Origin of the sequence: Pseudomonas lini (assembly GCF_001042905.1) — a bacterium.
Classification (GTDB): Bacteria; Pseudomonadota; Gammaproteobacteria; order Pseudomonadales; family Pseudomonadaceae; genus Aquipseudomonas; species Aquipseudomonas lini.
In genome coordinates, this window is sequence record NZ_JYLB01000001.1 from 108,813 (window position 1) to 130,395 (window position 21,583).

Genomic DNA, 21,583 nt, shown 5'->3' on the forward strand with positions numbered 1-21,583 from the left:
AAGGAAATTTTCAGAGAGGAAGTAATGAAAAACAATAAAACATTAATTTTTATTTGTTTCGTTTGGTTGTTTGGTGAAGTTGCAAAGTGGGCGCTTGGGCAATGGCTGACTGTGAATGTAACTGATGGTGAGATAACAAGGATTAAGGTTGTATTGAATGTCGTGCTGTCCTATGTTGCAGGGTCGTTCGGTTTGGGGGTGATAGCTGGTGCGGTGCTTATCTCTATAATGAATTGGTCGGTTTTACCAAACGTTATGAAGAAGATTAAGAGTATCTTTGTAACCTCAAACGATAGTGAGGCCAGAAGCACCGAATCTTTGGGGGAAACGACAATCTATAATTTGGGTGGAGTGGGCGCGACTGGCAGCGGAGGCGGTGGCGGCGGTGGCGGGGCGATAGGAGAAAACTCTGTTGGAGGCAGCGCGGGAGATGGTGGGGATCAGTATATAACCGTTATTCCGGCTGAGCTTATGTCTGCATTACACTCAGGTGACTTGAAAATGGATGTTGAAGTGGGAGAAGGTGGACGACCAGGGAAATTCCCGGGGGAGCACGGTAGAGATGGTGGGCCTTCTGGCATTCGTTTTACTTCAGCTGATGGTGCGACTTCTAAATTCTTTGGCGCCGCAGGGGGTAGTGGTGGTAAAGCTGGTTTCATACGCCCGCCTGGGGCTATAGATCTGAGTGAAGACGATATCGACTCCGGTTTCCGATCTACCACGTTTATGCTTGCTGATGCGCTTCACATAAAAAATGGCTTAATGTATGTCATGGGTGGATCGATAAATTCATATACCGTTCCATCCTTACCTTTCGATATTTCGGCTTTTATGATTAACGTGTTTTCCGCTGGTCAACTGCCCGATAGTTCTCCGCGGCTATTGTTTTATGCTATTGATGATCCAAGTGGAGTTGAGGTTTCATTTGGGTCGATAGTAATTCCAGCCTCGGAAAGCAGAGGGGCTTTAAGCTTGTGCGATTGGCGCAATATTGAATTTATTGCATCAGTTCCGGGGGTTTGGATAATTAGAGTTTTATCTGGGAGTTACGAATTGTCTCGCTTGCCGATCGAAATTAAGTGTGAGGGTTACGCCGCTTAACGATTGGCTATTCTCACATGGTCATGCCCTCGGATCGCCGATTTCAGCTTAGTCGGTGGGGCGTCGACTGTGGGTAGGTGTATCCGGTCAGTTCTTGAAGTTTTTGTTGGTAGCCGGCCAACTCCCGGTCCTTCATCATCAGGATGCTGTTCGAGGCATTGAGGAGGTCGGAGTGTTTCCTGCTTGTATCGGCAAGCTCTGCTTTCAGCTGCCTGATCTCGGCTCGAAGTCGACCACACTCCTCGAACGCGTCTGCATGCATTTGCACCAGGCCGAAGATATTCTCCCTGGCTTTGCGGAGCTGCGGGTTCAGTTCCTGGACTTCGTTTTCCAGCATGCGCGCATAGTGTTTGATGGTTTCCAGTTCGGTAGGGCATCCAAGCCAGTCGCTGGTGTCTTCGATGTCTAGAGGATCCACGGGGAGGTGCCTTTTGTGTTCTGTCTGGATATACAGTAGTTGAGGCGTGAAGGACGGGCGAGGGTAGAGCGACGAGCTGTAGGATTTGGGGGGATGTACGGTCGGCAGGACGCCGGAAGAAGGGGAGAAAAGCGGAAAGTTTTGTAACGGTTACCAAATGGTTTTGTAACGCCTTCAAAAAAATAGGACCCAGCCCAAGCCTCAGAAACGACAAAGCCCTGAATAATCAGGGCTTTGTCGTATAAAGATGGCGGAGGCGATGGGATTCGAACTCATGGACCTGTTACAGTCGACGGTTTTCAAGACCGTTGCCTTAAACCACTCGGCCACACCTCCGTTTGCGTTGCGGGCGCCATAATACCTGAATGAAACACACTGTCAAACTCTCTGCATGGCTTGTTACAGAGCGTCTGTTATGATCTTTGCGACTGAACGTTTCAAACCCAACAGGAGTGTCGCCATGCGCGAACAGGATTACGCAGTTAATAACAGCGTGCAGGCTGAGCAGCTAGAGGTTAGCCGCGTCCTGCGCAACACATACGGCTTGCTCGCTCTCACCCTCGCATTCAGCGGCGTGATGGCGTTTGTCGCGCAGCAGATGCGTGTCGGCTACCCGAATATCTTCGTGGTGCTGATCGGCTTCTACGGCCTTTTCTTTCTCACCAACAAACTCCGTGACTCGGCCTGGGGCCTGGTGTCTGCGTTCGCGCTGACCGGTTTCATGGGTTTCCTGCTCGGCCCGATCCTCAACCGTTACCTGGGTATGCAGGGCGGCGCGGAAGTGGTCAGTTCGGCCTTCGCGATGACCGCGCTGGTGTTTGGCGGCCTGTCGGCTTATGTGCTGATCACCCGCAAGGACATGAGCTTCCTCGGCGGTTTCATCACGGCCGGTTTCTTTGTGCTGCTGGGCACGACTCTGGCAAGCTTGTTCTTCCAGATCAGCGGTCTGCAACTGGCGATCAGCGCAGGTTTCGTGCTGTTCTCGTCGGTGTGCATTCTGTTCCAGACCAGCTCCATCATTCACGGCGGCGAGCGTAACTACATCATGGCGACCATCAGCCTGTATGTATCGATCTACAACCTGTTCGTCAGCTTGCTGCAACTGTTCGGCATCATGAGCCGCGATGATTGATCGCCAGCCTTGAGTAAAAAACCCGCTTCGGCGGGTTTTTTATTGTTCGTGATTTGGCTCAGTTCGTGGGTTTCAACAAAACAGCACTCAAGCCATCGGCGGCAGCCGGCGCTTGACCGGGGTCTTCTTGACGATGGCGGTGTTGGTTTCGGCGTGGCTGTTGAGGCGGTCGAGGAGGGTGTCCAGTTGTTCCATCGAGCGCACATGCAGGCGGGCGATGAAACAGTCGTCGCCGGTGACTTTGTCGCACTCGGTGAATTCGGGGATGGCCTGAATCTGTCGCTCCACTTCCTGTAACTGGCCTGGCAACGGGCGGATGCGGACGATGGCCTGGAGTTGGTAGCCGAAGCATTTGGGGTCGATCTCGACGGTGTAGCCCTTGAGCACGCCACGTTCTTCGAGGCGGCGCAGGCGCTCGGCGACACTGGGCGAGGACAGGCCACTGATCTGTGCCAGGGCCTTGAGCGAGCGGCGTGAGTCTTCCATCAGCGCGCTGATCAGCACTTGGTCGATGTCGTCGGTCATGGCGAATCCCCTGATAGGCAATCGGCTGAATAAGCCTTGATAAAAAAGGCAGAAGCCGAGTTTAGCCTGCTTTTTGCGCTGGAGAAGCCCCCCGGTGGATTGGCATACTTTGGGCTCAAACACGGGAGGTTGATGATGGACAAAACACTACGTCGCGGCTCATTCGAAATGACCGCCGCCATGCTGATTTCCGGGACCATTGGTTGGTTCGTGCTGGTGTCCGGGCAACCGGTGCTGGATGTAGTGTTCTGGCGTTGCGTGTTCGGCGCCGGCACGTTGTTGCTGATTTGTGCGGCATTCGGTTTCCTGCGCCCCGGCATTCTGACCCGCACCACGTTCTTGCTGGCCGTGCTCAGCGGCGTGGCGATTGTCGGCAACTGGGTGCTGTTATTCGCGTCTTACTCCCGCGCCTCGATTGCCATTGGCACGGCAGTTTATAACGTCCAGCCGTTCATGCTGGTAGGGCTTGCCGCGTTGTTCCTCAACGAGAAGATCACCCTGCAGAAACTGTTCTGGCTGGGCATTTCGTTTCTCGGAATGCTGGCGATTGTCAGCGCACATGGTGAGCAGGGTGAGGGCGGCAACGATTACCTGATGGGGATTGCTCTGGCGCTGGGGGCTGCATTTCTGTACGCGATTGCCGCGCTGATCATCAAACGCCTGACCGGTACACCACCGCATCTGATTGCGTTGATCCAGGTCTGCACCGGCGTGCTGTTGCTCGCGCCCTTTGCGCATTTCTCGGCGATACCGCAAACCCCCAGTGCCTGGGCCAGCCTGGTGACACTGGGCATCGTGCATACCGGTTTGATGTATGTGTTGCTCTACGGCGCGATTCAAAAACTGCCGACAGCGCTGACCGGCGCGCTGTCGTTCATCTATCCGATTGCAGCGATTTTCGTTGACTGGTTCGCCTTCGGCCATCGCCTGGAACCGCTGCAATGGATCGGTGTCGCCGCGATTCTGTTGGCCGCCGCCGGGATGCAACAGGGTTGGGGTCTGAAGCTTCGGCGGGTGGCGGCGCAATAACAGACCTCAGAAGATGTAGTCAGTGGTCAGGAAGCTCGAGTTTCGTCCGCTGATGATCTCGCTGAGAAGCTCTTTGCTGCTCTCCTGGAATTTGGTCGCCACCAGGGTCCGAATCGAAAACACTCGCAGCGCATCATGTACCGACAGCGTGCCTTCGGCGGAGTTCTTGCGACCATTGAACGGATAGGTGTCAGGACCGCGCTGGCACTGGGCGTTGAGGTTGATCCGGCCGACCTGGTTGGCGAAGGTGTCCACCAGTCTGCCGACCGCCACCGGGTTGGTGCCGAAGATGCTCAGTTGCTGGCCGAAGTCGGATTCCAGGACGTAATCGATCACGGTGTCCAGATGACGGTAGGGCACGATCGGTACGACCGGGCCGAACTGTTCTTCTTGGTAGACGCGCATCTGCGGTGTCACCGGGTACAACACGGCCGGGTAGAAGAATGATGCGCGGGATTCACCGCCATTAGGATTGACCACGGCTGCACCTTTGCTGACCGCGTCCGCCACCAGCGTGTGCAGGTAATCGACCTTGCCTGATTCCGGCAATGGCGTGAGGGCCACGCCGCTGTCCCACGGCATGCCGGGTTTGAGGCTGGCGAGTTTGGCGTTGAATTTTTCGATGAACGCCTCGACCACATCTTCATGGACGAAGAGGATTTTCAACGCAGTGCAACGCTGGCCGTTGAACGACAGGGAACCGGTGACGGCTTCGCTGACCGCGTTGTCCAGATCGACCTCTGGCAGAACGATGCCGGGGTTCTTCGCATCCAGGCCCAGCGCCGCGCGCAAGCGGTGAGGCCTTGGGTGGAGTTTTTTCAGGTCGCTGGCGGCCTTGTTGGTGCCGATGAACGCAAAGATATCGATCTTGCCGCTGGCCATCAGCGCACTGACGGTTTCGCGGCCGCTGCCGTAAATGACGTTGATCACCCCGGCCGGGAAGCTGTCGCGGAACGCTTCGAGCAGCGGGCGAATCAACAGCACGCCAAGCTTGGCCGGCTTGAACACCACGGTGTTGCCCATGATCAGCGCCGGAATCAGCGTGGTGAAGGTTTCGTTCAGCGGATAGTTGTAAGGCCCCATGCACAACGCCACGCCCAACGGCACGCGGCGGATCTGGCCGAGGGTGTCCTGCTCCAGTTCGAAGCGGCTGGAGCGGCGGTCGAGTTCCTTGAGGGCGTTGATGGTGTCGACGATGTAGTCGCAGGTGCGGTCGAACTCTTTCTCCGAGTCCTTGAGGTTTTTGCCGATCTCCCACATCAGCAACTTGACCACCGCCTCGCGCTGTTCGCGCATGCGAGCCAGGAAGGTTTCGACGTGCTGGATACGCTCGGCCACGCGCATGGTCGGCCACAGGCCCTGGCCGCGATCATAGGCGCGGACGGCGGCGTCGAGCGCGGTCAGTGCGGTGTCGGCATCGAGCAGCGGCGTGCTGCCGAGGATCACTTGTTCATCGCCATTCGCGCCGCTCAGGTATACCGGGCTGCGAACTTGGGCGAGGGGGCCGGACCAGGTTTTCAGTTCACCGTCGACCAGGTATTCGCGCTGTTCGGTCTGGCCGTTGAGGCGGTACTTTTCCGGGACGTTGTCGGCGGAGGGAAACAGGTTGCCAAGGATTTGTGCTGTGGTCATGTCGCTACCCCGTCTGGATTGGGTGATGCGGATAAGGTGTTATCGCTACGTTCCGTTATTAGGTCAAGGCCTGATCAGCATAGCTGAATCGTTTTACCAAGATCGCAACACATTGTCATGACCCGCTGATCTTTTGACCTGAGCGCACACAACTGAGCATCCCCCGGTTAAACTTCACGCTCTTTCTGAAGGAGTTCATATGAGTTATTACCAGCCGGGCATTCTCGCCACCCCTGTTCCGCCTCAAGCTCGTCATATGTTCTTCGCCCTCGAATCCGCCGAGGCACTGCCGGCTGCGCTGGATAACCTGATGCGCCTGGTGGACGGAAAGTCGGCGGTGGTCGGCTTCGGTGAATCCCTGGTCAAGGCGCTGCACGCGCAGATCGACGGGCTGCGTGCCTTTCCTGCGCTGGTCGGTGTCGGCGTCGACAACCCGTCGACCCAACACGCGCTCTGGTGCTGGCTACACGGTGTTGACCGTGGCGAACTGCTCAATCGCAGTCATGCGATCGAAGCCGCGCTGGCACCGGCCCTGCGTCTGGTGCAGATGAACGAAACCTTCCGCCACATGAGCGGCCATGACCTGACCGGTTACGAAGACGGCACCGAAAACCCTCACGACGAAGCCGCTGTCGCGGCCGCATTACTGAGCGAAGGCGCGGACGGGCTGGTCGGTGGCAGCTTCGCCGCGATCCAGCAATGGCAGCATGACTTGAAGGGCTTTCACGCGATGCCGTCCCACGAGAAGGACAACATCATGGGTCGGCGCCTGAGCGACAACGAAGAACTCGACGACGCGCCGATCTCCGCCCACGTCAAACGCACCGCCCAGGAAAGTTTCACACCCGAAGCCTTCGTGGTCCGTCGTTCGATGCCGTGGATCGAAGGCGATCGTGCCGGCCTGATGTTCCTGGCCTTCGGTTTTTCCCTCGACGCGTTCGAATCCCAGCTGCGGCGCATGAGCGGTCTGGAAGACGGCATCACCGACGGTCTGTATCGCATCAGCCGACCGATCACCGGCGGCTACTACTGGTGCCCACCGCTCAAGGACGGTCGCCTCGACCTGCGCGCACTGCGCATCGGTTGAACCTCAAGGAGTGTCTATGAGCGTGGTGCGCTGGGGCATGATTGGATGCGGCAGTGTGGCCGAGCGCAAGAGCGGGCCGGCGTTCTACAAGGCGCCCGGCTCGGCGCTGGTGGCGGTGATGGGGCGGCGTTTGGATGCGGTGACCGATTACGCCGCGCGCCACGGCATTGCCCGGGCCTACACCGACGCCGACGCATTGATCAATGACCCAGAGGTGGACGCGGTGTACATCGCCACGCCTCCCGACAGCCATCACGCTTACAGCCTGCAAGTGGCTGCCGCTGGCAAACATTGCTGCGTCGAAAAACCGATGTCGCTGAATGCCGGGCAAAGCCGTGAGATGCAAAAGGTCTTTACCGAGGCCGGATTGCACTTGTTCGTTTCTTATTATCGACGCTCGTTGCCGCGCTTCCAGCAGGTGCGGCAATGGCTGGAGGAGGGCCGGATCGGCGAAGTCCGGCACTTGACCTGGACGTTGACCAAAGCGCCTTCACCGAGCGACCTTGGCGGCACAGACAACTGGCGCACCGACCCGGCGATTGCCGGCGGTGGTTACTTCGCCGACCTCGCCAGTCATGGCTTCGACCTGTTCCAGTACCTGCTAGGCGACATCGTCGAAGTCGCCGGTTTCACCGCGCATCAGGCTGGCCTCTATGCCGCCGAAGACGCCGTCAGCGCCAGTTGGCGGTTTGCCTCCGGGGCGTTGGGCATGGGCTGCTGGAATTTCGTGGCAGACCGTCGCGAGGACCGGGTGGAGGTGATCGGCAGCCAAGGCCGGATCAGCTTTTCGGTGTTCGACGAACACCCGGTACAGCTTGAAGCCGATGAACACCTCAGCCTGAACATCGAACATCACGACCACATCCAGTGGCACCACGTGCTGGGCATGAACGCCCACATCCGTGGTGGGGCTCAGCACCCGGCGCTGGCCGAGCAAGCGTTGAAAACCGATTGGGTGATGGACCAGATCCTCAAGCGCAGCTGAAGAAATAAATCAAAAGATCGCAGCCTTCGGCAGCTCCTACGGATGTACGCTTTCCCCTGTAGGAGCTGCCGAAGGCTGCGATCTTTTGATCTTCGCGTTTTGCGCGAATCTAACCTTATGCCCAAACAATATTTCTCAACCCGCGCACCGCCTCTCTAAGATCACGTCATAACTCGTTATAACAAGTGATCTTCCATGACTGATAGCGTTCTTTCCCTCAGCAGCATCCCGCTGCACACCCAACTGCGTGATGTGCTTCGCGCCCGGATTCTCGACGGCGAATACCCGCAAGACAGCCAGATGCCCTCCGAAAGCGAACTCGGCACCTTTTTTAAAGTCAGCCGCATCACCGTGCGCCAGGCTCTCGGCGATCTGCAAAAAGAAGGGCTGATCTTCAAGATTCACGGCAAGGGCACGTTCGTGGCCAAACCGAAAACCTTCCAGAACGTCAGCACCCTGCAAGGCCTGGCCGAGTCCATGACCGGTCGCGGCTACGAGGTAATCAACCGCCTGCGCAGCTTCAAATACATTGCCGCCGACAAGCTCGTCGCCGAACGTTTACAGGTGACCGAAGGCGGGATCGTGGCGCAGATCAAACGCGTGCGGCTGATCAATCGCGAGCCGATCTCGCTGGAAATCACGTATCTGCCCAAAGCCATCGGCGAGCGGCTGGAGAAGGCCGACCTGGTGACTCGCGACATTTTCCTGATCCTGGAAAACGACTGCGGCCTGGCCCTCGGGCACGCCGATCTGGCCATCGACGCGGTGCTGGCCGACAGCGACCTGACCCAGGCGCTGAACGTCGAAGCCGGCTCGCCGATCATGCACATCGAGCGTCTGACCCATAGTGCCGATGGCCAGCCCCTGGACTTCGAACACCTTTACTACCGCGGCGATGCCTTCCAGTACCGCTTGCGGATCGACCGGCAAAAAGGGGATCAGGTATGACCCATAGCTCCATGACTAGCAGCCCCATGATTAGAAAGACTCTCGAACAGGAATACGACATCGTCGTGATCGGCGGCGGCACTGCCGGGCCGATGGCGGCGATCAAGGCCAAGGAGCGCAACCGCGATTTGCGCGTGCTGCTGATCGACAAGGCTAACGTCAAACGCAGCGGCGCAATCAGCATGGGCATGGACGGGTTGAACAACGCGATCATTCCCGGACACTCGACACCGGAGCAGTACACCAAGGAAATCACCATCGCCAACGACGGCATCGTCAATCAGGCGGCGGTGTATGCCTACGCGACCCACAGTTTCGAAACGATCGAGCAGCTGGACCGCTGGGGTGTGAAATTCGAGAAGGACGAAACCGGCGATTACGCGGTCAAGAAAGTCCACCACATGGGCGCCTACGTGCTGCCGATGCCGGAAGGGCATGACATCAAGAAAGTCCTGTACCGCCAGTTGAAACGAGCGCGAGTGAGCATCACTAATCGGCTGGTCTGCACGCGCTTGCTGACGGACGAGGAGGGCGCGGTCAACGGTGTGATGGGCTTCGATTGCCGTACAGCCGACTTCCATGTGATCAAGGCCAAAGCGGTGATCCTGTGCTGCGGCGCCGCCGGGCGTCTGGGTTTGCCATCCTCGGGTTACCTGATGGGCACCTACGAAAACCCCACCAATGCCGGCGACGGTTACGCCATGGCTTATCACGCCGGGGCCGAACTGGCGAACCTCGAATGCTTTCAGATCAACCCGCTGATCAAGGATTACAACGGCCCGGCCTGCGCCTACGTCACCGGCCCGCTGGGTGGCTACACCGCCAACAACAAGGGCGAGCGCTTCATCGAGTGCGACTACTGGAGCGGGCAGATGATGTGGGAGTTCCACCAGGAACTCGAAAGCGGCAATGGCCCGGTGTTCCTCAAACTCGATCACCTGGCCGAGGAAACCATCCAGAACATCGAAGAGATCCTGCACAGCAACGAACGCCCGAGTCGCGGCCAGTTTCACGCCAATCGCGGCACCGATTACCGCACGCAGATGGTCGAGATGCACATCTCCGAAATCGGTTTTTGCAGCGGTCATTCGGCGTCCGGCGTGTGGGTCAACGAGAAAGCCGAGACGTCGGTGAAGGGTTTGTACTCGGCGGGTGACATGGCGGCGGTGCCGCACAACTACATGCTCGGCGCGTTCACCTATGGCTGGTTTGCCGGCAGCAACGCGGCGGATTTTGTCGTCGAGCGCGAGTTTTCAGCGCTGGATGCGGATCAGATCGAAACAGAAAAGGCTCGGGTTTATGCACCGCTGGAGCGCGAACATGGTCTGCCGCCGGCTCAGGTCGAGTACAAACTGCGGCGCTTCGTGAACGACTACCTGCAACCGCCGAAAGTGACCAAGAAGATGCAAATCGGCCTGCAACGCTTCAGCGATATCCAGCGCGATCTGGATCAGATCAAGGCCCACAACGCCCACGAACTGATGCGCGCGATGGAAGTCAGCATGATCCGCGACTGCGCCGAAATGGCCGCCCGCGCTTCGCTGTTTCGCGCCGAAAGTCGCTGGGGGCTTTACCACTATCGGGTCGACCACCCGCAACGCAATGACAGCGAGTGGTTCTGCCACTGCCACCTGAAGAAGGGCGATGACGGCGCGATGACCAGTTTCAAGAAAGCCGTCGAGCCTTACATCGTCCCGCTGGACGCCGAAGAAATGCAGGCCTACGACCGGCTGCGGGTCGGTGCCTTTGCCGCCTGAGCACCACCCAAGAGAGAAACCGCCAATGGCCTGTCAACCCCAGGAAATCTTCTTCCGCTCCAATGCTCCCGTCACGGTCGACGAGGATAAATGCATCGCCCACAAAGGCTGCACCGTGTGCGTCGACGTCTGCCCGATGGACCTGCTGGCGATCAACCCGGCCACGCAAAAGGCCTACATGGCGTTCGACGAGTGCTGGTACTGCATGCCGTGTGAAAAGGACTGCCCGACCGGGGCGGTGAAAGTTGAAATCCCGTATCTGTTGCGCTGAGTGTGGACACAGATGGCATCTCCATTGATAGATCGGACGCCTTCGCGAGCAAGCCCGCTCCCACAATGATTTGTGCTGTGCCTCAGATTTTGAAAACTCCAAAGAACCCTGTGGGAGCGGGCTTGCTCGCGAAGAGGCCAGCCCAAACAACCACAAAGCCATCCGGCAACCCCCGGACGCTCGATTCAAAACACCCCTCGTTTCCCACCGCGCCCTGATCGTGGCGGAGACGAACATCCTATAAATGATTCGAGGGGATACACCTATGTTGCGTGCAGCATTTGCCGGTCTGGTACTGGCCTCATTCACCTTGTCTGCGTCGGCCGAAACCATCCGCATCGCCATCGGCACCCAGGACACCACCATCAACTGCGCCGCCGGCGGTCTGCTGATTCGCGAGCTCGGTCTGCTGGACAAATACCTGCCCCACGACGGCCCCTACAAGGACGCCCAATACGACGTGCAGTGGAAGAACTTCACCAGCGGCGCGCCCCTGACCAACGAGATGGTCGCCGGCAAACTCGACTTCGGCGCCATGGCCGATTTCCCCGGTTCGTTCAACGGTGTGGCGTTCGAAACGGCGGGCAAGCACAGCCTGTTCATCAGCGTGCTGTCGGGCAGTATCAAGGGCAGTGGCAACGGCATCGTGGTGCCGAGCGCATCGGGCGTGCAGTCGTTGGCGGAGCTCAAAGGCAAGACCATTTCCGTGCCGTTCGCGTCCACTGCCCATGGCATGTTGTTGCGCGCCGTCGCGGCTCAAGGCTGGGACCCGCTCAAGGATGTGAACATCATCGCCCAGGCGCCGGAAGTCGCCGGTTCCGCACTGCAGGCCGGCAAGATCGAAGCGCACGCCGACTTTGTGCCATTCGCCGAACTGTTCACCAGCCGCGGTTTCGCTCGCAAGATTTATGACGGTTCACAGGCCAACACGCCGACCTTCCACGGCGCCTTGGTCGACCAGAGCTATGCGAACAAGTACCCGGAAATCGTCGTCGCCTATCTGCGCGCGAGCATCGAGGCCAATCAGTTGCTGGCGGCGGAACCGGAGAAATACAGCGAGCTGATCGCCAAAGTCACCGGTGTCGATGCCGAGGTCAATTACCTGTTCCACGGTCCGCTGGGCGTACAAACCCGGGACCTGAGCTGGAAGCCGGAATACCGTCAGGCGGTGGGCACGGCCATCGATACCCTCAAGTTGTTGAAGAAGGCTGATCGTGGTCTCGATCTGAATACCTTCATCGACGACCAGTACATTCGTGCCGCGTTCAAGGCGTCGAAACTGGACTACACCGCGCAACTGGCCAACTACGCACAAGCACCTCTGAAGGCGGTGGATGCGCTGGACGGTAAAACCATTACCGACTTCAGCCACGTGGCGGAAATCTGGGTGCGTGGCGAGCCGAAAGTCCGCCAATACGCCTCGGCGGAATCGGCTTTCACCGCGTTAGCCAGCCTGAAGCAGGAAGGCAAAAACATCCGCGCGGTGTATGCCCAGGCCAGTGACAGCGGGATCAAATTGCTGGCGGATCAGGCGTGGTTTGCCAGCGATGCGAAAGGGCGCCTCAGCGCGTTCTTGCTCAAAGGCCAGGCCCAACAATTCGCCACGGCCCAGGGCGGCAAAGTCTTCGACTTCACCGACGCCACCACCCAGGCCGTCGCCGTTCGCTAACCCCGATCCTCTGTACCCGATGGCTCGCGATTTAAACACGGTCAATGTAGGAGCTGCCGAAGGCTGCGATCTTTTGATCTTGTTCTTCGGTGGCTTTGAAACCGCCAAAAGATCGCAGCCTTCGGCAGCTCCTACAGGTGATGTGTTCGCCATTGGAAATTATGTATGTCCCGATCATTTTCACGCTGGCTCCCCCGGGCCTCCTCATTACTGCTTTGCCTGCTGTTCTGGCAACTCGCCGCCACTCACCACTGGAACCTCGGTCTGGTCACCTTCGCTAACGTCCCGACACCCATGGCAGTCATCGAAGCAGCCCTCGGTCTAGGCGATTCCGGCAAGCTCGCTCAACACCTGAGCAGCAGCCTCGGCCGGGTCTTCGCCGGTTACCTCGCGGCGCTGATCATCGGCATCGCTTTGGGCCTGGCCATCGGTCGTTCGAAATGGGCCGAAGATTTATTGCTACCACCTCTGGAAGTCCTGCGCCCGATTCCGGCCGTGGCCTGGATTCCCCTGGCGATCCTGATGTTCCCGTCGTCAGAGCTGTCCATGGTTTTCATCACCTTCACCGGCGCGTTATTCCCGATTCTGCTCAACACCGTGCACGGCGTCGAAGGCGTCGACCCGCGATTGATCGCCTCGGCGAAAAGCCTCGGGGCAGGGCGTCGGGCGATTCTGCTGGAGGTGATTCTGCCGGGCGCCGCGCCGAGCATCATCACTGGCCTCGCCATCGGCATGGGCACCTCGTGGTTCTGCCTGGTGACCGCAGAAATGATCTCCGGCCAGTACGGCATCGGCTACTACACCTGGGAGTCCTACACCATTCAGAACTACGCCGACATCGTGGTCGGCATGTTGCTGATCGGCGTACTGGGGATGGGCAGCAGCCTGCTGATCAAACGCTTGGGCGGGCTATTCACGCCCTGGCACCGACCACGAGGAAAAGCCTGATGAGCGTGATGCAAAGTCCTGAAGGGCGGATCGACATCCACCAATTGTCCATCGTCCTCGGCGAATACAAGCAAGCCTTCGAAGCCGTGCAAGGTCTGGATTGCCAGATCGAGCCGGGGCAGTTCGTGTGCATTCTCGGGCCGTCCGGTTGCGGTAAATCGACCTTGCTCGGCGCGCTGGCCGGGCACCTGCAACCGCGCAGCGGTACGTTGAGTGTCGACGGTGCGCAGGTCTCGGGGCCATCGCCGCAGCGTGGCATGGTCTTCCAGCAACACACGCTGTTCCCGTGGCGCACGGTGCGCGACAACGTGGCTTTCGGCCTGAAAATGCGCGGCATCGGCAAAGCCGAACGCCATACAGCGGCTGACGAAATGCTCGCCCTGGTAGGCCTCGAAGGCTTTGCCGAGTGTTGGCCGAATCAGCTCTCCGGCGGCATGCAGCAACGGGTGGAAATCGCCCGGGTGCTGATCAATCGTCCGCGCCTGTTGCTGATGGACGAACCCTTCGGCGCCCTCGATGCGCTGACCCGGTTGAACATGCAGGAGCTGCTGCTGGACATCTGGACGCGAATTCGCACCACCGTGGTGTTCGTTACCCATGATATCGACGAAGCGCTGTTCCTCGCCGATCGCCTGCTGGTCATGAGTTCGCGTCCGGGCCGGATCATCGAAGACCTGCGCCTCGACTTCCCCCGGCCACGCACCACCGAACTGGTGACGAGCCCTGAATTTTCCCGCTTGAAGCGTCATTGCCTCGAGTTGCTGCGTCACGAAGACGGTCGGCAGTTACCGCGCCTGAACCCTCTCGGACTTCCTCCTGAAAACCCACTGCCGCGATTTGCCCTATGACCTCTCTATTCGATGTAACCGATAACGACGACATCCTTGCCCTGCAACCGCGCCTGACCGATGACGACCCTGGCGTGCGCCGCATTGCGCTGATCGAGCTGGCCGACCTCGAAGAACCGGATGGCTTGCTGTGGCTGGTCAATCGACTGGCCGAAGACCCGACCGAAGAAGTGCGCGCCGAAGCCGCGCGATTGCTGGAAGCCTGGGAGGATGAATCGGTGGTCGAAGCGCTGTGCCAGGCGCTGACCGACCCGTCGCTGGCAGTGCAGTCTGCCGCTGCGCAAAGCCTCAGCCTGCTCAAAAGCGAAGCAGCGGGGAGGGTGATTCTGCCGTGGACCGGGCATGCCGATATCAGCGTGCGCGTCGCGGCTTTCAGGGCCTTGCGCGAGTTGCGTTTTCCCGAGGCTGCCTCCGCGGCATTGTCAGCGTTGGACGATAGGGACGCCAATGTCCGGCGTGAAGCGGTCGGCGTACTCGGCTGGCTCAAGCAACTCGATGCGTTGCCTGCCTTGGCCCGACTCGCCAGCTACGACCCGGACACCGAAGTCCGTCGCGCCGCCACTGGCGCCCTTGGCCTGGCGTCTGACGCGCAAGTGCTGCCAGCCTTGCGTCAGGCGTTGCAGGACCAAGCCTGGCAAGTGCGCGAAGAAGCCGCCACCACATTGGGCAAGGTCGGACACGCCGACGCCGGTTCTGCCTTGGTCGAAGCCTTGAGCGATGATTACTGGCAAGTCCGCCTGCGCGCCACCCGCAGCCTTGGCCGTTTGCGTTACGTTCCGGCGCTCGAAGCGTTGATCGAAACCCTCGGCCATCGCATCAGCAATTTGCGCAAGGAAGCCGCCCTGGCCCTTGGCGAATTGAACGATCAAGGCGCCATCGCCGCATTACAGGCGGCGCAAGATGACGGCGACCCGGAAGTGCGCAAAGCCGTGCGCATTGCGTTGAGTCAGCTGCAATGAACCCGGTGGCGATTGGTAATTCCAAGAGCAAACAACAGCTGCGATTGAACTGGCCGGATGGCCGTGAGCAGGTACTCGATCACACCGAACTGCGCCGCCAATGCCCGTGTTCGCAATGCCGGGCATTTCGTCTGCAAGGCCTGACGGTGAAAGTGGATGAGCGCATCCGCGTGGTCGAACTCAATGCCCAGGGCTACGGCCTGCAACTGATCTTCAGTGATGGCCATGAGCGCGGCATCTACCCGTGGCCCTACCTGTCCGGGTTAACCCCACCCCCGTAGGAGCTGTGTAGGAGCTGTCGAGTGAAACGAGGCTGCGATCTTTTGATCTTGTTCTTTAAAAACACATCAAAAGATCGCAGCCTCGTTTCTCTCGACAGCTCCTACAAGTGCTTGTCAGGAAAAACGCAAAAGAGTACAAATGTACTCCATGACGACTTTAACTCCCCGCCGTACCGCCATCCTGACCTTCATCCGCGATCGAATCGCCGAACACGGTCAGCCCCCGAGCCTCGCTGAAATCAGCGAGGCCTTTGGCTTCGCCTCTCGTAGCGTGGCGCGCAAGCATGTGTTGGCGCTGACCGAGGCCGGTTTTATCGAGGTCAATGCGCATCAGGCGCGCGGTATCCGGCTGCTGAATCAACCGCCGCGGCCCGAGTTGCTGGACGTTCCGGTACTCGGTCGAGTGGCGGCCGGTGCGCCGATCGGTGCCGATGCCGAAGTCCACAGCCGTTTGCTGCTTGATCCGTCGATCTTCTCGCGGGTGCCGGATTACATGCTGCGGGTGCAGGGCGATTCGATGATTGAGGACGGCATTCTCGACGGTGATCTGGTGGGTGTGCGGCGCAATCCCGAAGCGGTCAACGGTCAGATTGTGGTGGCGCGGCTCGATGGCGAAGTCACCATCAAGCGTTTTGAGCGGGTCGGCGATTCTGTTCGCCTGTTACCGCGCAACCCGGCTTACAAGCCGATCATTGTTCGAGCCGATCAGGATCTGGCCATCGAAGGGGTGTTTTGCGGTCTGGTGAGGCAAGGGTGATGGGCGCCGTCGTTGCGTTGGATACGCTGTTCAATGGTGGCCAGGTCTGGAAGGGCCGGCCTGCGCCACCGGCCGTCAGCCCACAACCCACCGGGCATGCGGCGCTGGATGCGGCATTGCCCACGGGCGGCTGGCCGGAAGCGGCGCTGACTGAAATCCTGCTGGCCGGGCAGGGCGTGGGTGAGTTGCAACTGGTGTGGCCGGCGCTGGCGCGGCTGTCGGCGGCGGGGGAGCGCATCGTGCTGGTGGCGCCGCCTTACGTGCCGTATCCCCAGGCCTGGCAGAACGCCGGGGTTGATTTGCGGCAACTGTCGATCATCCACGCCAGTGAGCGCGATGCGCTGTGGGCGGCGGAACAATGCCTGCGTTCGGGCAGTTGCGGGGCGGTGTTGTGCTGGCCGCACAAAGCCGACGATCGGGCATTGCGACGTTTGCAGGTGGCGGCGGAAACCGGTCAGACCCTGGCGTTCGCCTATCGCTCGATCAGTGAAGCCATCAACCCGTCGCCAGCGGCCCTGCGCATCGCCATCGACGCCAAACCTGCGCAATTGCGGGTGCTCAAGTGCCGGGGCGGGCTGGCCCGTTCGGCGCCGATTGCCTTTGCCGTCGGGCATTGAGGTTGCCATGCGCTGGGTTTGCATTCTCTTCCCGCAATTGGCGCTGGACGCGGTACTGCGTCAGCGCCCCGACCCCAACGAACCGCTGGCGCTGCTGACCGGTCCGGCCCAGCGTCGGGTGCTGCAAGCGGTCAACGGTTCGGCGCGGGCGCTGGGCTTGCGGCCCGGCCAGTCGATGACCGCCGCTCAGGCCTTGAGCAAAGGTTTTGTCACCGCCGAATACGACGCAACGGAGATCGAACACTGGCAGCAGTTCCTGGCTGCCTGGGCCTATCGGTTCAGCTCTCAGGTCAGCGTGCATTACCCGCGAGCCGTGGTGTTTGAAATCGAATCCAGCCTGGGCTTGTTCGGGCCCTGGCCGCAGTTCGAGGCGCGGTTGCGGGCCGAACTCGGCGAGCTGGGGTTTCGTCACCGGATTGTCGCCGCGCCCAACCCGGTGGCGGCGCGGGTATTGGCCAACGTTTATGACGGTCTGGTGGTGCCGGACAATGACGCTTTGCAGCACCACCTGGGGCAGTTGCCCGTTGACCGGATCGCTCTGGAGCCAAGCGTTGCCACGGCACTGTCGCGCATGGGGCTGCGCACTTTGAGTCAGGTGCAAACGCTGCCACGACATAGCCTGGCCCGGCGTTTCGAAGCTCAGGTGCTCAAGCATCTGGACACCCTGTTCGGCGAGCGACGGCTGGCGCTGGCGTTCTACCTGCCGCCGGACCGTTTCGATGTGCGCATCGAGCTTAATTTCGATGTGCAATCCCATCAGGCATTGCTGTTTCCGTTGCGCAGGCTGACCGGCGATCTGGCGGCGTTCCTCTGCGGGCGGGACAGCGGTGTGCAGCGTTTTGACCTGCACCTGGAACACGCCGGGTTGCCAGACACGCTGATCAAGGTCGGCCTGCTCAGTGCCGAGCGTGATCCGGCGATGCTGTTCGAACTGGCCCGGGGGCGTCTGGAACAGGTTCAGGTCGAGGCGCCGGTGCGCGGTTTTCGTCTGCGCGCCGAAGAACTACCGGCCTTTGTGCCCCAGTACCAGGAACTGTTCGATGATCGTCCGCAGCAATCCTTGCCTTGGGAGCAACTGCGCGAACGCTTGCGCGCGCGATTGGGAGATGACGCGGTGCAAGGCTTGCGGTTCCAGGCCGATCACCGGCCGGAATGCGCGTGGCAGGCTAGTGTCGACAGCCAGGCCTGTGGGGGGCTGCCTGCCGTGCAACGCCCGGGCTGGCTACTGACTGAACCGCAGGCAGTACACGAAGGTTCGACGCGCATCCTCATGGGGCCGGAACGCATCGAGTCAGGCTGGTGGGACGGCGACGACGTGCGCCGCGATTACTACCTGATCGAAACCCGCTCCGGTCAGCAGGGCTGGGCCTATCGGGTGGTGGGTGAAGACGGTCCGTTGTGGCTGCAAGGCTGGTTCGCATGAGTGGCGACTATGCCGAACTGCACTGCCTGTCGAACTTCAGTTTCCAGCGCGGTGCTTCCAGCGCGCTTGAGCTTTTTCAACGGGCGAAAAAGCAGGGCTATCAAGCGCTGGCGATCACCGACGAATGCACGCTGGCAGGTATCGTCCGCGCCTGGCAGGCGGCCAAGGCTGTGGAGTTGCCGCTGATCATCGGCAGTGAAATACGCATCGAAGACGGCCCGAAACTGGTGCTGCTGGTGGAAAATCTCGAGGGTTACCAAACCCTGTGCCGACTGATTACCCGCGCCAGACGCCGCACGCAGAAAGGCCAGTATCAGGTGCTGCGTGAGGATTTCGGCGAGCCGTTGCCGGGACTGTTGGCGTTGTGGGTGCCGGACGCCGTCGATGACTTTGAGCAGGGCCACTGGCTGAAGCAGACCTTCGCCGAGCGCCTGTGGCTGAGCGTTCAATTGCATCGCGGGCAGGACGACACCCGGCGACTGGCGGCGTTGCTGACCCTGGCACGGGAACTGCGGATCCCGGCGGTGGCCAGCGGCGATGTGCACATGCACGCCCGCGGCCGGCGCGCCTTGCAGGACACCATGACCGCGATCCGCCATCACCTGCCGGTGGCCGAGGCCGGGTTGCGTCTGCACCCTAATGGCGAGCGGCATCTGCGCAGCCTCGACGCCTTGCGCGATCTCTATTCGCAGGCACTGCTCGACGAAACGCTGAACATCGCCCGGCGCTGCACGTTCGACCTTGGTCAGTTGCGTTATCAATATCCCCGGGAGCTGGTGCCTGACGGTCAAACGGCCACGTCCTGGCTGCGGGCGTTGGCTGAAAAGGGTATTCGGTGGCGCTGGGAAAAAGGCCCTAAAGCCGAAGTGTTGGCGCAGATCGACAAGGAACTGCAGCTGATTGCCGAGTTGGGGTACGAAAGTTATTTCCTGACGGTTCACGACATTGTGAATTTCGCCCGCAAGCAACACATTCTCTGTCAGGGGCGCGGTTCTGCCGCCAACTCGGCGGTGTGCTACGTGCTGGGCATCACGGAAATCGATCCGGAGCGGAGCACGCTGCTGTTCGAGCGTTTTCTCTCCAAAGAGCGCAACGAGCCGCCGGACATCGACGTGGATTTCGAACACGAGCGGCGTGAAGAAGTCCTGCAGTACGTGTTTCAGCGTTATGGTCGGGCCCGCGCGGCGTTGACGGCGGTGGTCAGCACTTACCATGGGGCCGGCGCAGTGCGCGATGTGGCCAAGGCACTGGGTTTGCCGTCGGATCAGGTCAACGCCTTGGCCGACTGTTGCGGCCACTGGAGTGATCAGGCGCCGCCGGTCGAGCGCCTGCGTGAGGGCGGTTTCGACCCCGACAGCCCGGTGTTGCGCCGGGTGCTGAGCCTGACGGGGCAGTTGATCGGTTTCCCTCGGCACCTGTCCCAGCACCCTGGCGGTTTCGTGATTTCCGAACAGCCCCTGGACAGCCTGGTGCCGGTGGAAAACGCCGCCATGGCCGAACGCACCATCATCCAGTGGGACAAGGACGATCTGGATGCGGTCGGGCTGCTCAAGGTCGATATTCTGGCGCTGGGCATGCTCAGTGCGATTCGTCGTTGTTTCGACCTGCTGCGTCGGCACCGTGGCCGTGACCTGAGCCTGGCGACGGTGCCGGCCGAAGACCCGCAAACCTACGAGATGATTGGCCATGCGGACACCATCGGGGTGTTCCAGATCGAATCCCGGGCACAGATGTCGATGTTGCCAAGGCTCAAGCCCAAGAATTTCTACGATCTGGTGATCGAGGTGGCGATCGTTCGGCCGGGGCCGATCCAGGGCGGGATGGTGCATCCCTATCTGCGGCGGCGTAAGGGCGAAGAAGAGGTGATCTACCCGTCGAAAGAACTCGAAGCGGTGCTGGAGCGTACGTTGGGCGTGCCGCTGTTCCAGGAGCAGGTGATGCAGATTGCGATTGTCGCCGCCGACTACAGCCCCGGCGAGGCCGATCAATTACGCCGTTCCATGGCAGCCTGGAAACGCCACGGCGGACTGGAACCGCACAAGGAACGCCTGGCGGACGGAATGAAGAAAAACGGCTACACGGCGGAGTTCGCCGCGCAGATTTTCGAGCAGATCAAAGGCTTCGGCGATTACGGCTTTCCCGAATCCCACGCCGCCAGTTTCGCCTTGCTGACCTACGCCAGTTGCTGGTTGAAATGCCACGAGCCGGCAGCCTTTGCCTGTGCGCTGATCAACAGCTGGCCCATGGGGTTCTACAGCCCGGATCAGATTCTTCAGGACGCCCGCCGGCATCATTTGCAGATTCGTCCGGTGGACGTGCGGGCCAGTGACTGGGATTGCAGCCTGGAACCGATCACCGACGCGCAACCGGCCATTCGCATGGGGTTGCGGATGATCAAAGGCTTTCGCGAGGACGATGCCAGGCGCATTGAAGTCGCACGGTCGAAAGGGGCGTTTGCCGACATCGCCGACCTTGGCGAACGGGCGCGACTTGATGCTCGCGCCCAGGAGCAACTGGCCGATGCCGGTGCGTTGCGCGGGTTGGCCGGTGACCGGCATCGGGCGCGTTGGGAAGTGGCGGGGGTGCAGAAGCAGCTCGGCTTGTTTGCCGGTTTGCCGAGTCAGGAAGAGCCGGCGGTATCTCTGCCAAAACCCACCGTGGGCGAGGACCTGCAAGCTGATTACAACAGTGTCGGCACCACCCTCGGCCCGCATCCGCTGGCATTGCTGCGGGGTGAATTGAAAGCCCGGCGTTGCCGCAGTTCGAAAGAACTTATGGATGTCGAGCACGGCCGACCGGTCAGCGTCGCCGGGCTGGTCACCGGCCGGCAACGCCCGGGCACTGCCAGCGGCGTGACCTTCGTGACGCTTGAAGACGAGTTCGGCAACGTCAACGTGGTGGTCTGGCGTGACCTGGCCGAACGGCAACGACAGGTATTGGTTGGCTCGCAATTGCTCAAGGTCGATGGGCGCTGGGAAAAGGAAGGCGAGGTGCGGCACCTGATTGCCGGACGCTTGAGCGACCTGAGTTCATTGCTCGACGGTATCCATGTGCGCAGCCGGGATTTCCGCTGACCCTGATCATATGCTCCTACAGAAGCAATCACGTTCGCCGAAATACGGCCCCGACAAGAGCCGCTCGAGAATAAGCTATACCTCTATGAAACCATTGGCGTCGGCGGTGCTCGAAACAAACG

The 21,583-nt window shown here is 60.2% G+C and carries 20 protein-coding genes and 1 tRNA gene; 17 read left to right on the top strand and 4 right to left on the bottom strand.

The genetic code is table 11. The annotated features are described in order from the left end of the window. Positions 1–24: 24 nt before the first annotated feature. The gene (locus TU81_RS30155; RefSeq protein ID WP_151152240.1) at positions 25–1,101 is read left to right on the top strand and encodes a hypothetical protein; all 1,077 of its coding nucleotides are present in this window, start codon (positions 25–27) and stop codon (positions 1,099–1,101) included. 43 nt (positions 1,102–1,144) lie between these two features. On the opposite strand, the gene TU81_RS00645 is transcribed toward TU81_RS30155, so the two are convergent. Both TU81_RS00645 and TU81_RS00650 read right to left on the bottom strand, forming a co-directional pair. Continuing rightward, positions 1,145–1,519 carry a hypothetical protein gene (locus TU81_RS00645; protein ID WP_048392671.1) on the bottom strand — a complete coding sequence of 125 codons (375 nt, stop codon included), beginning with the start codon at positions 1,517–1,519 and terminating at the stop codon, positions 1,145–1,147. 248 nt (positions 1,520–1,767) lie between these two features. After that, positions 1,768–1,855 (bottom strand) — tRNA-Ser (locus tag TU81_RS00650). 124 nt (positions 1,856–1,979) lie between these two features. On the opposite strand from TU81_RS00650, the gene TU81_RS00655 reads away from it, so the two are divergent. Further along, positions 1,980–2,651 (top strand): Bax inhibitor-1/YccA family protein, encoded by a 672-nt coding sequence (locus TU81_RS00655; RefSeq protein WP_048392673.1) that lies wholly within the window; start codon positions 1,980–1,982, stop codon positions 2,649–2,651. 87 nt (positions 2,652–2,738) lie between these two features. Here the strand turns inward: TU81_RS00655 and TU81_RS00660 are convergent, their stop codons facing one another. Continuing rightward, positions 2,739–3,176 (bottom strand): Lrp/AsnC family transcriptional regulator, encoded by a 438-nt coding sequence (locus TU81_RS00660; RefSeq protein ID WP_008006559.1) that lies wholly within the window; start codon positions 3,174–3,176, stop codon positions 2,739–2,741. Positions 3,177–3,311: 135 nt separating this feature from the next. Here TU81_RS00660 and TU81_RS00665 point away from each other — a divergent pair, with 135 nt between their 5' ends. Then, entirely contained in the window at positions 3,312–4,205 is an 894-nt protein-coding gene (locus TU81_RS00665) for a DMT family transporter (RefSeq protein ID WP_048392676.1), read from the top strand. A gap of 6 nt (positions 4,206–4,211) precedes the next feature. On the opposite strand, the gene TU81_RS00670 is transcribed toward TU81_RS00665, so the two are convergent. Beyond that, positions 4,212–5,837 (bottom strand): NADP-dependent glyceraldehyde-3-phosphate dehydrogenase, encoded by a 1,626-nt coding sequence (locus TU81_RS00670; protein ID WP_048392678.1) that lies wholly within the window; start codon positions 5,835–5,837, stop codon positions 4,212–4,214. Positions 5,838–6,036: 199 nt separating this feature from the next. Between TU81_RS00670 and TU81_RS00675 the strand changes: the two genes are divergently transcribed. From TU81_RS00675 to TU81_RS00740, 14 genes are all read left to right on the top strand, one after another. Further along, complete coding sequence (locus TU81_RS00675) at positions 6,037–6,924, top strand: Dyp-type peroxidase (protein ID WP_038982892.1); 888 nt, start codon at positions 6,037–6,039, stop codon at positions 6,922–6,924. A 16-nt stretch (positions 6,925–6,940) separates the two neighbouring features. Beyond that, the gene (locus TU81_RS00680) at positions 6,941–7,909 is read left to right on the top strand and encodes a Gfo/Idh/MocA family protein (protein ID WP_048392680.1); all 969 of its coding nucleotides are present in this window, start codon (positions 6,941–6,943) and stop codon (positions 7,907–7,909) included. Between the two features lie 195 nt (positions 7,910–8,104). Next, on the top strand, positions 8,105–8,857 hold the full coding sequence (locus TU81_RS00685; protein WP_048392682.1) for a GntR family transcriptional regulator: 753 nt from the start codon (positions 8,105–8,107) through the stop codon (positions 8,855–8,857). A 26-nt stretch (positions 8,858–8,883) separates the two neighbouring features. Next, the gene (locus TU81_RS00690; protein WP_048392684.1) at positions 8,884–10,614 is read left to right on the top strand and encodes a fumarate reductase/succinate dehydrogenase flavoprotein subunit; all 1,731 of its coding nucleotides are present in this window, start codon (positions 8,884–8,886) and stop codon (positions 10,612–10,614) included. A gap of 25 nt (positions 10,615–10,639) precedes the next feature. Then, positions 10,640–10,885 carry a 4Fe-4S dicluster domain-containing protein gene (locus tag TU81_RS00695; RefSeq protein ID WP_048392685.1) on the top strand — a complete coding sequence of 82 codons (246 nt, stop codon included), beginning with the start codon at positions 10,640–10,642 and terminating at the stop codon, positions 10,883–10,885. Positions 10,886–11,150: 265 nt separating this feature from the next. After that, entirely contained in the window at positions 11,151–12,554 is a 1,404-nt protein-coding gene (locus tag TU81_RS00700) for an ABC transporter substrate-binding protein (RefSeq protein ID WP_048392687.1), read from the top strand. A 165-nt stretch (positions 12,555–12,719) separates the two neighbouring features. After that, on the top strand, positions 12,720–13,502 hold the full coding sequence (locus TU81_RS00705) for an ABC transporter permease (protein WP_048392689.1): 783 nt from the start codon (positions 12,720–12,722) through the stop codon (positions 13,500–13,502). Next, the gene (locus tag TU81_RS00710) at positions 13,502–14,350 is read left to right on the top strand and encodes an ABC transporter ATP-binding protein (protein ID WP_048392691.1); all 849 of its coding nucleotides are present in this window, start codon (positions 13,502–13,504) and stop codon (positions 14,348–14,350) included. Before TU81_RS00705 ends, TU81_RS00710 begins: the two co-directional genes overlap by 1 nt. Further along, complete coding sequence (locus TU81_RS00715) at positions 14,347–15,309, top strand: HEAT repeat domain-containing protein (RefSeq protein WP_048392693.1); 963 nt, start codon at positions 14,347–14,349, stop codon at positions 15,307–15,309. The genes TU81_RS00710 and TU81_RS00715 overlap by 4 nt, the downstream gene beginning before the upstream one ends. Beyond that, on the top strand, positions 15,306–15,590 hold the full coding sequence (locus tag TU81_RS00720) for a DUF971 domain-containing protein (protein WP_048392695.1): 285 nt from the start codon (positions 15,306–15,308) through the stop codon (positions 15,588–15,590). The genes TU81_RS00715 and TU81_RS00720 overlap by 4 nt, the downstream gene beginning before the upstream one ends. 139 nt (positions 15,591–15,729) lie before the next feature. After that, entirely contained in the window at positions 15,730–16,347 is a 618-nt protein-coding gene (lexA, locus tag TU81_RS00725; RefSeq protein ID WP_048392697.1) for a transcriptional repressor LexA, read from the top strand. Next, complete coding sequence (gene imuA, locus TU81_RS00730) at positions 16,347–16,964, top strand: translesion DNA synthesis-associated protein ImuA (protein WP_038982909.1); 618 nt, start codon at positions 16,347–16,349, stop codon at positions 16,962–16,964. Before lexA ends, imuA begins: the two co-directional genes overlap by 1 nt. A gap of 7 nt (positions 16,965–16,971) precedes the next feature. Continuing rightward, positions 16,972–18,387: a Y-family DNA polymerase gene (locus tag TU81_RS00735; protein WP_048392699.1), complete on the top strand. Its 1,416-nt coding sequence runs from the start codon at positions 16,972–16,974 to the stop codon at positions 18,385–18,387. After that, on the top strand, positions 18,363–21,461 hold the full coding sequence (locus tag TU81_RS00740; RefSeq protein WP_197679437.1) for an error-prone DNA polymerase: 3,099 nt from the start codon (positions 18,363–18,365) through the stop codon (positions 21,459–21,461). Before TU81_RS00735 ends, TU81_RS00740 begins: the two co-directional genes overlap by 25 nt. Positions 21,462–21,583 lie beyond the last annotated feature (122 nt).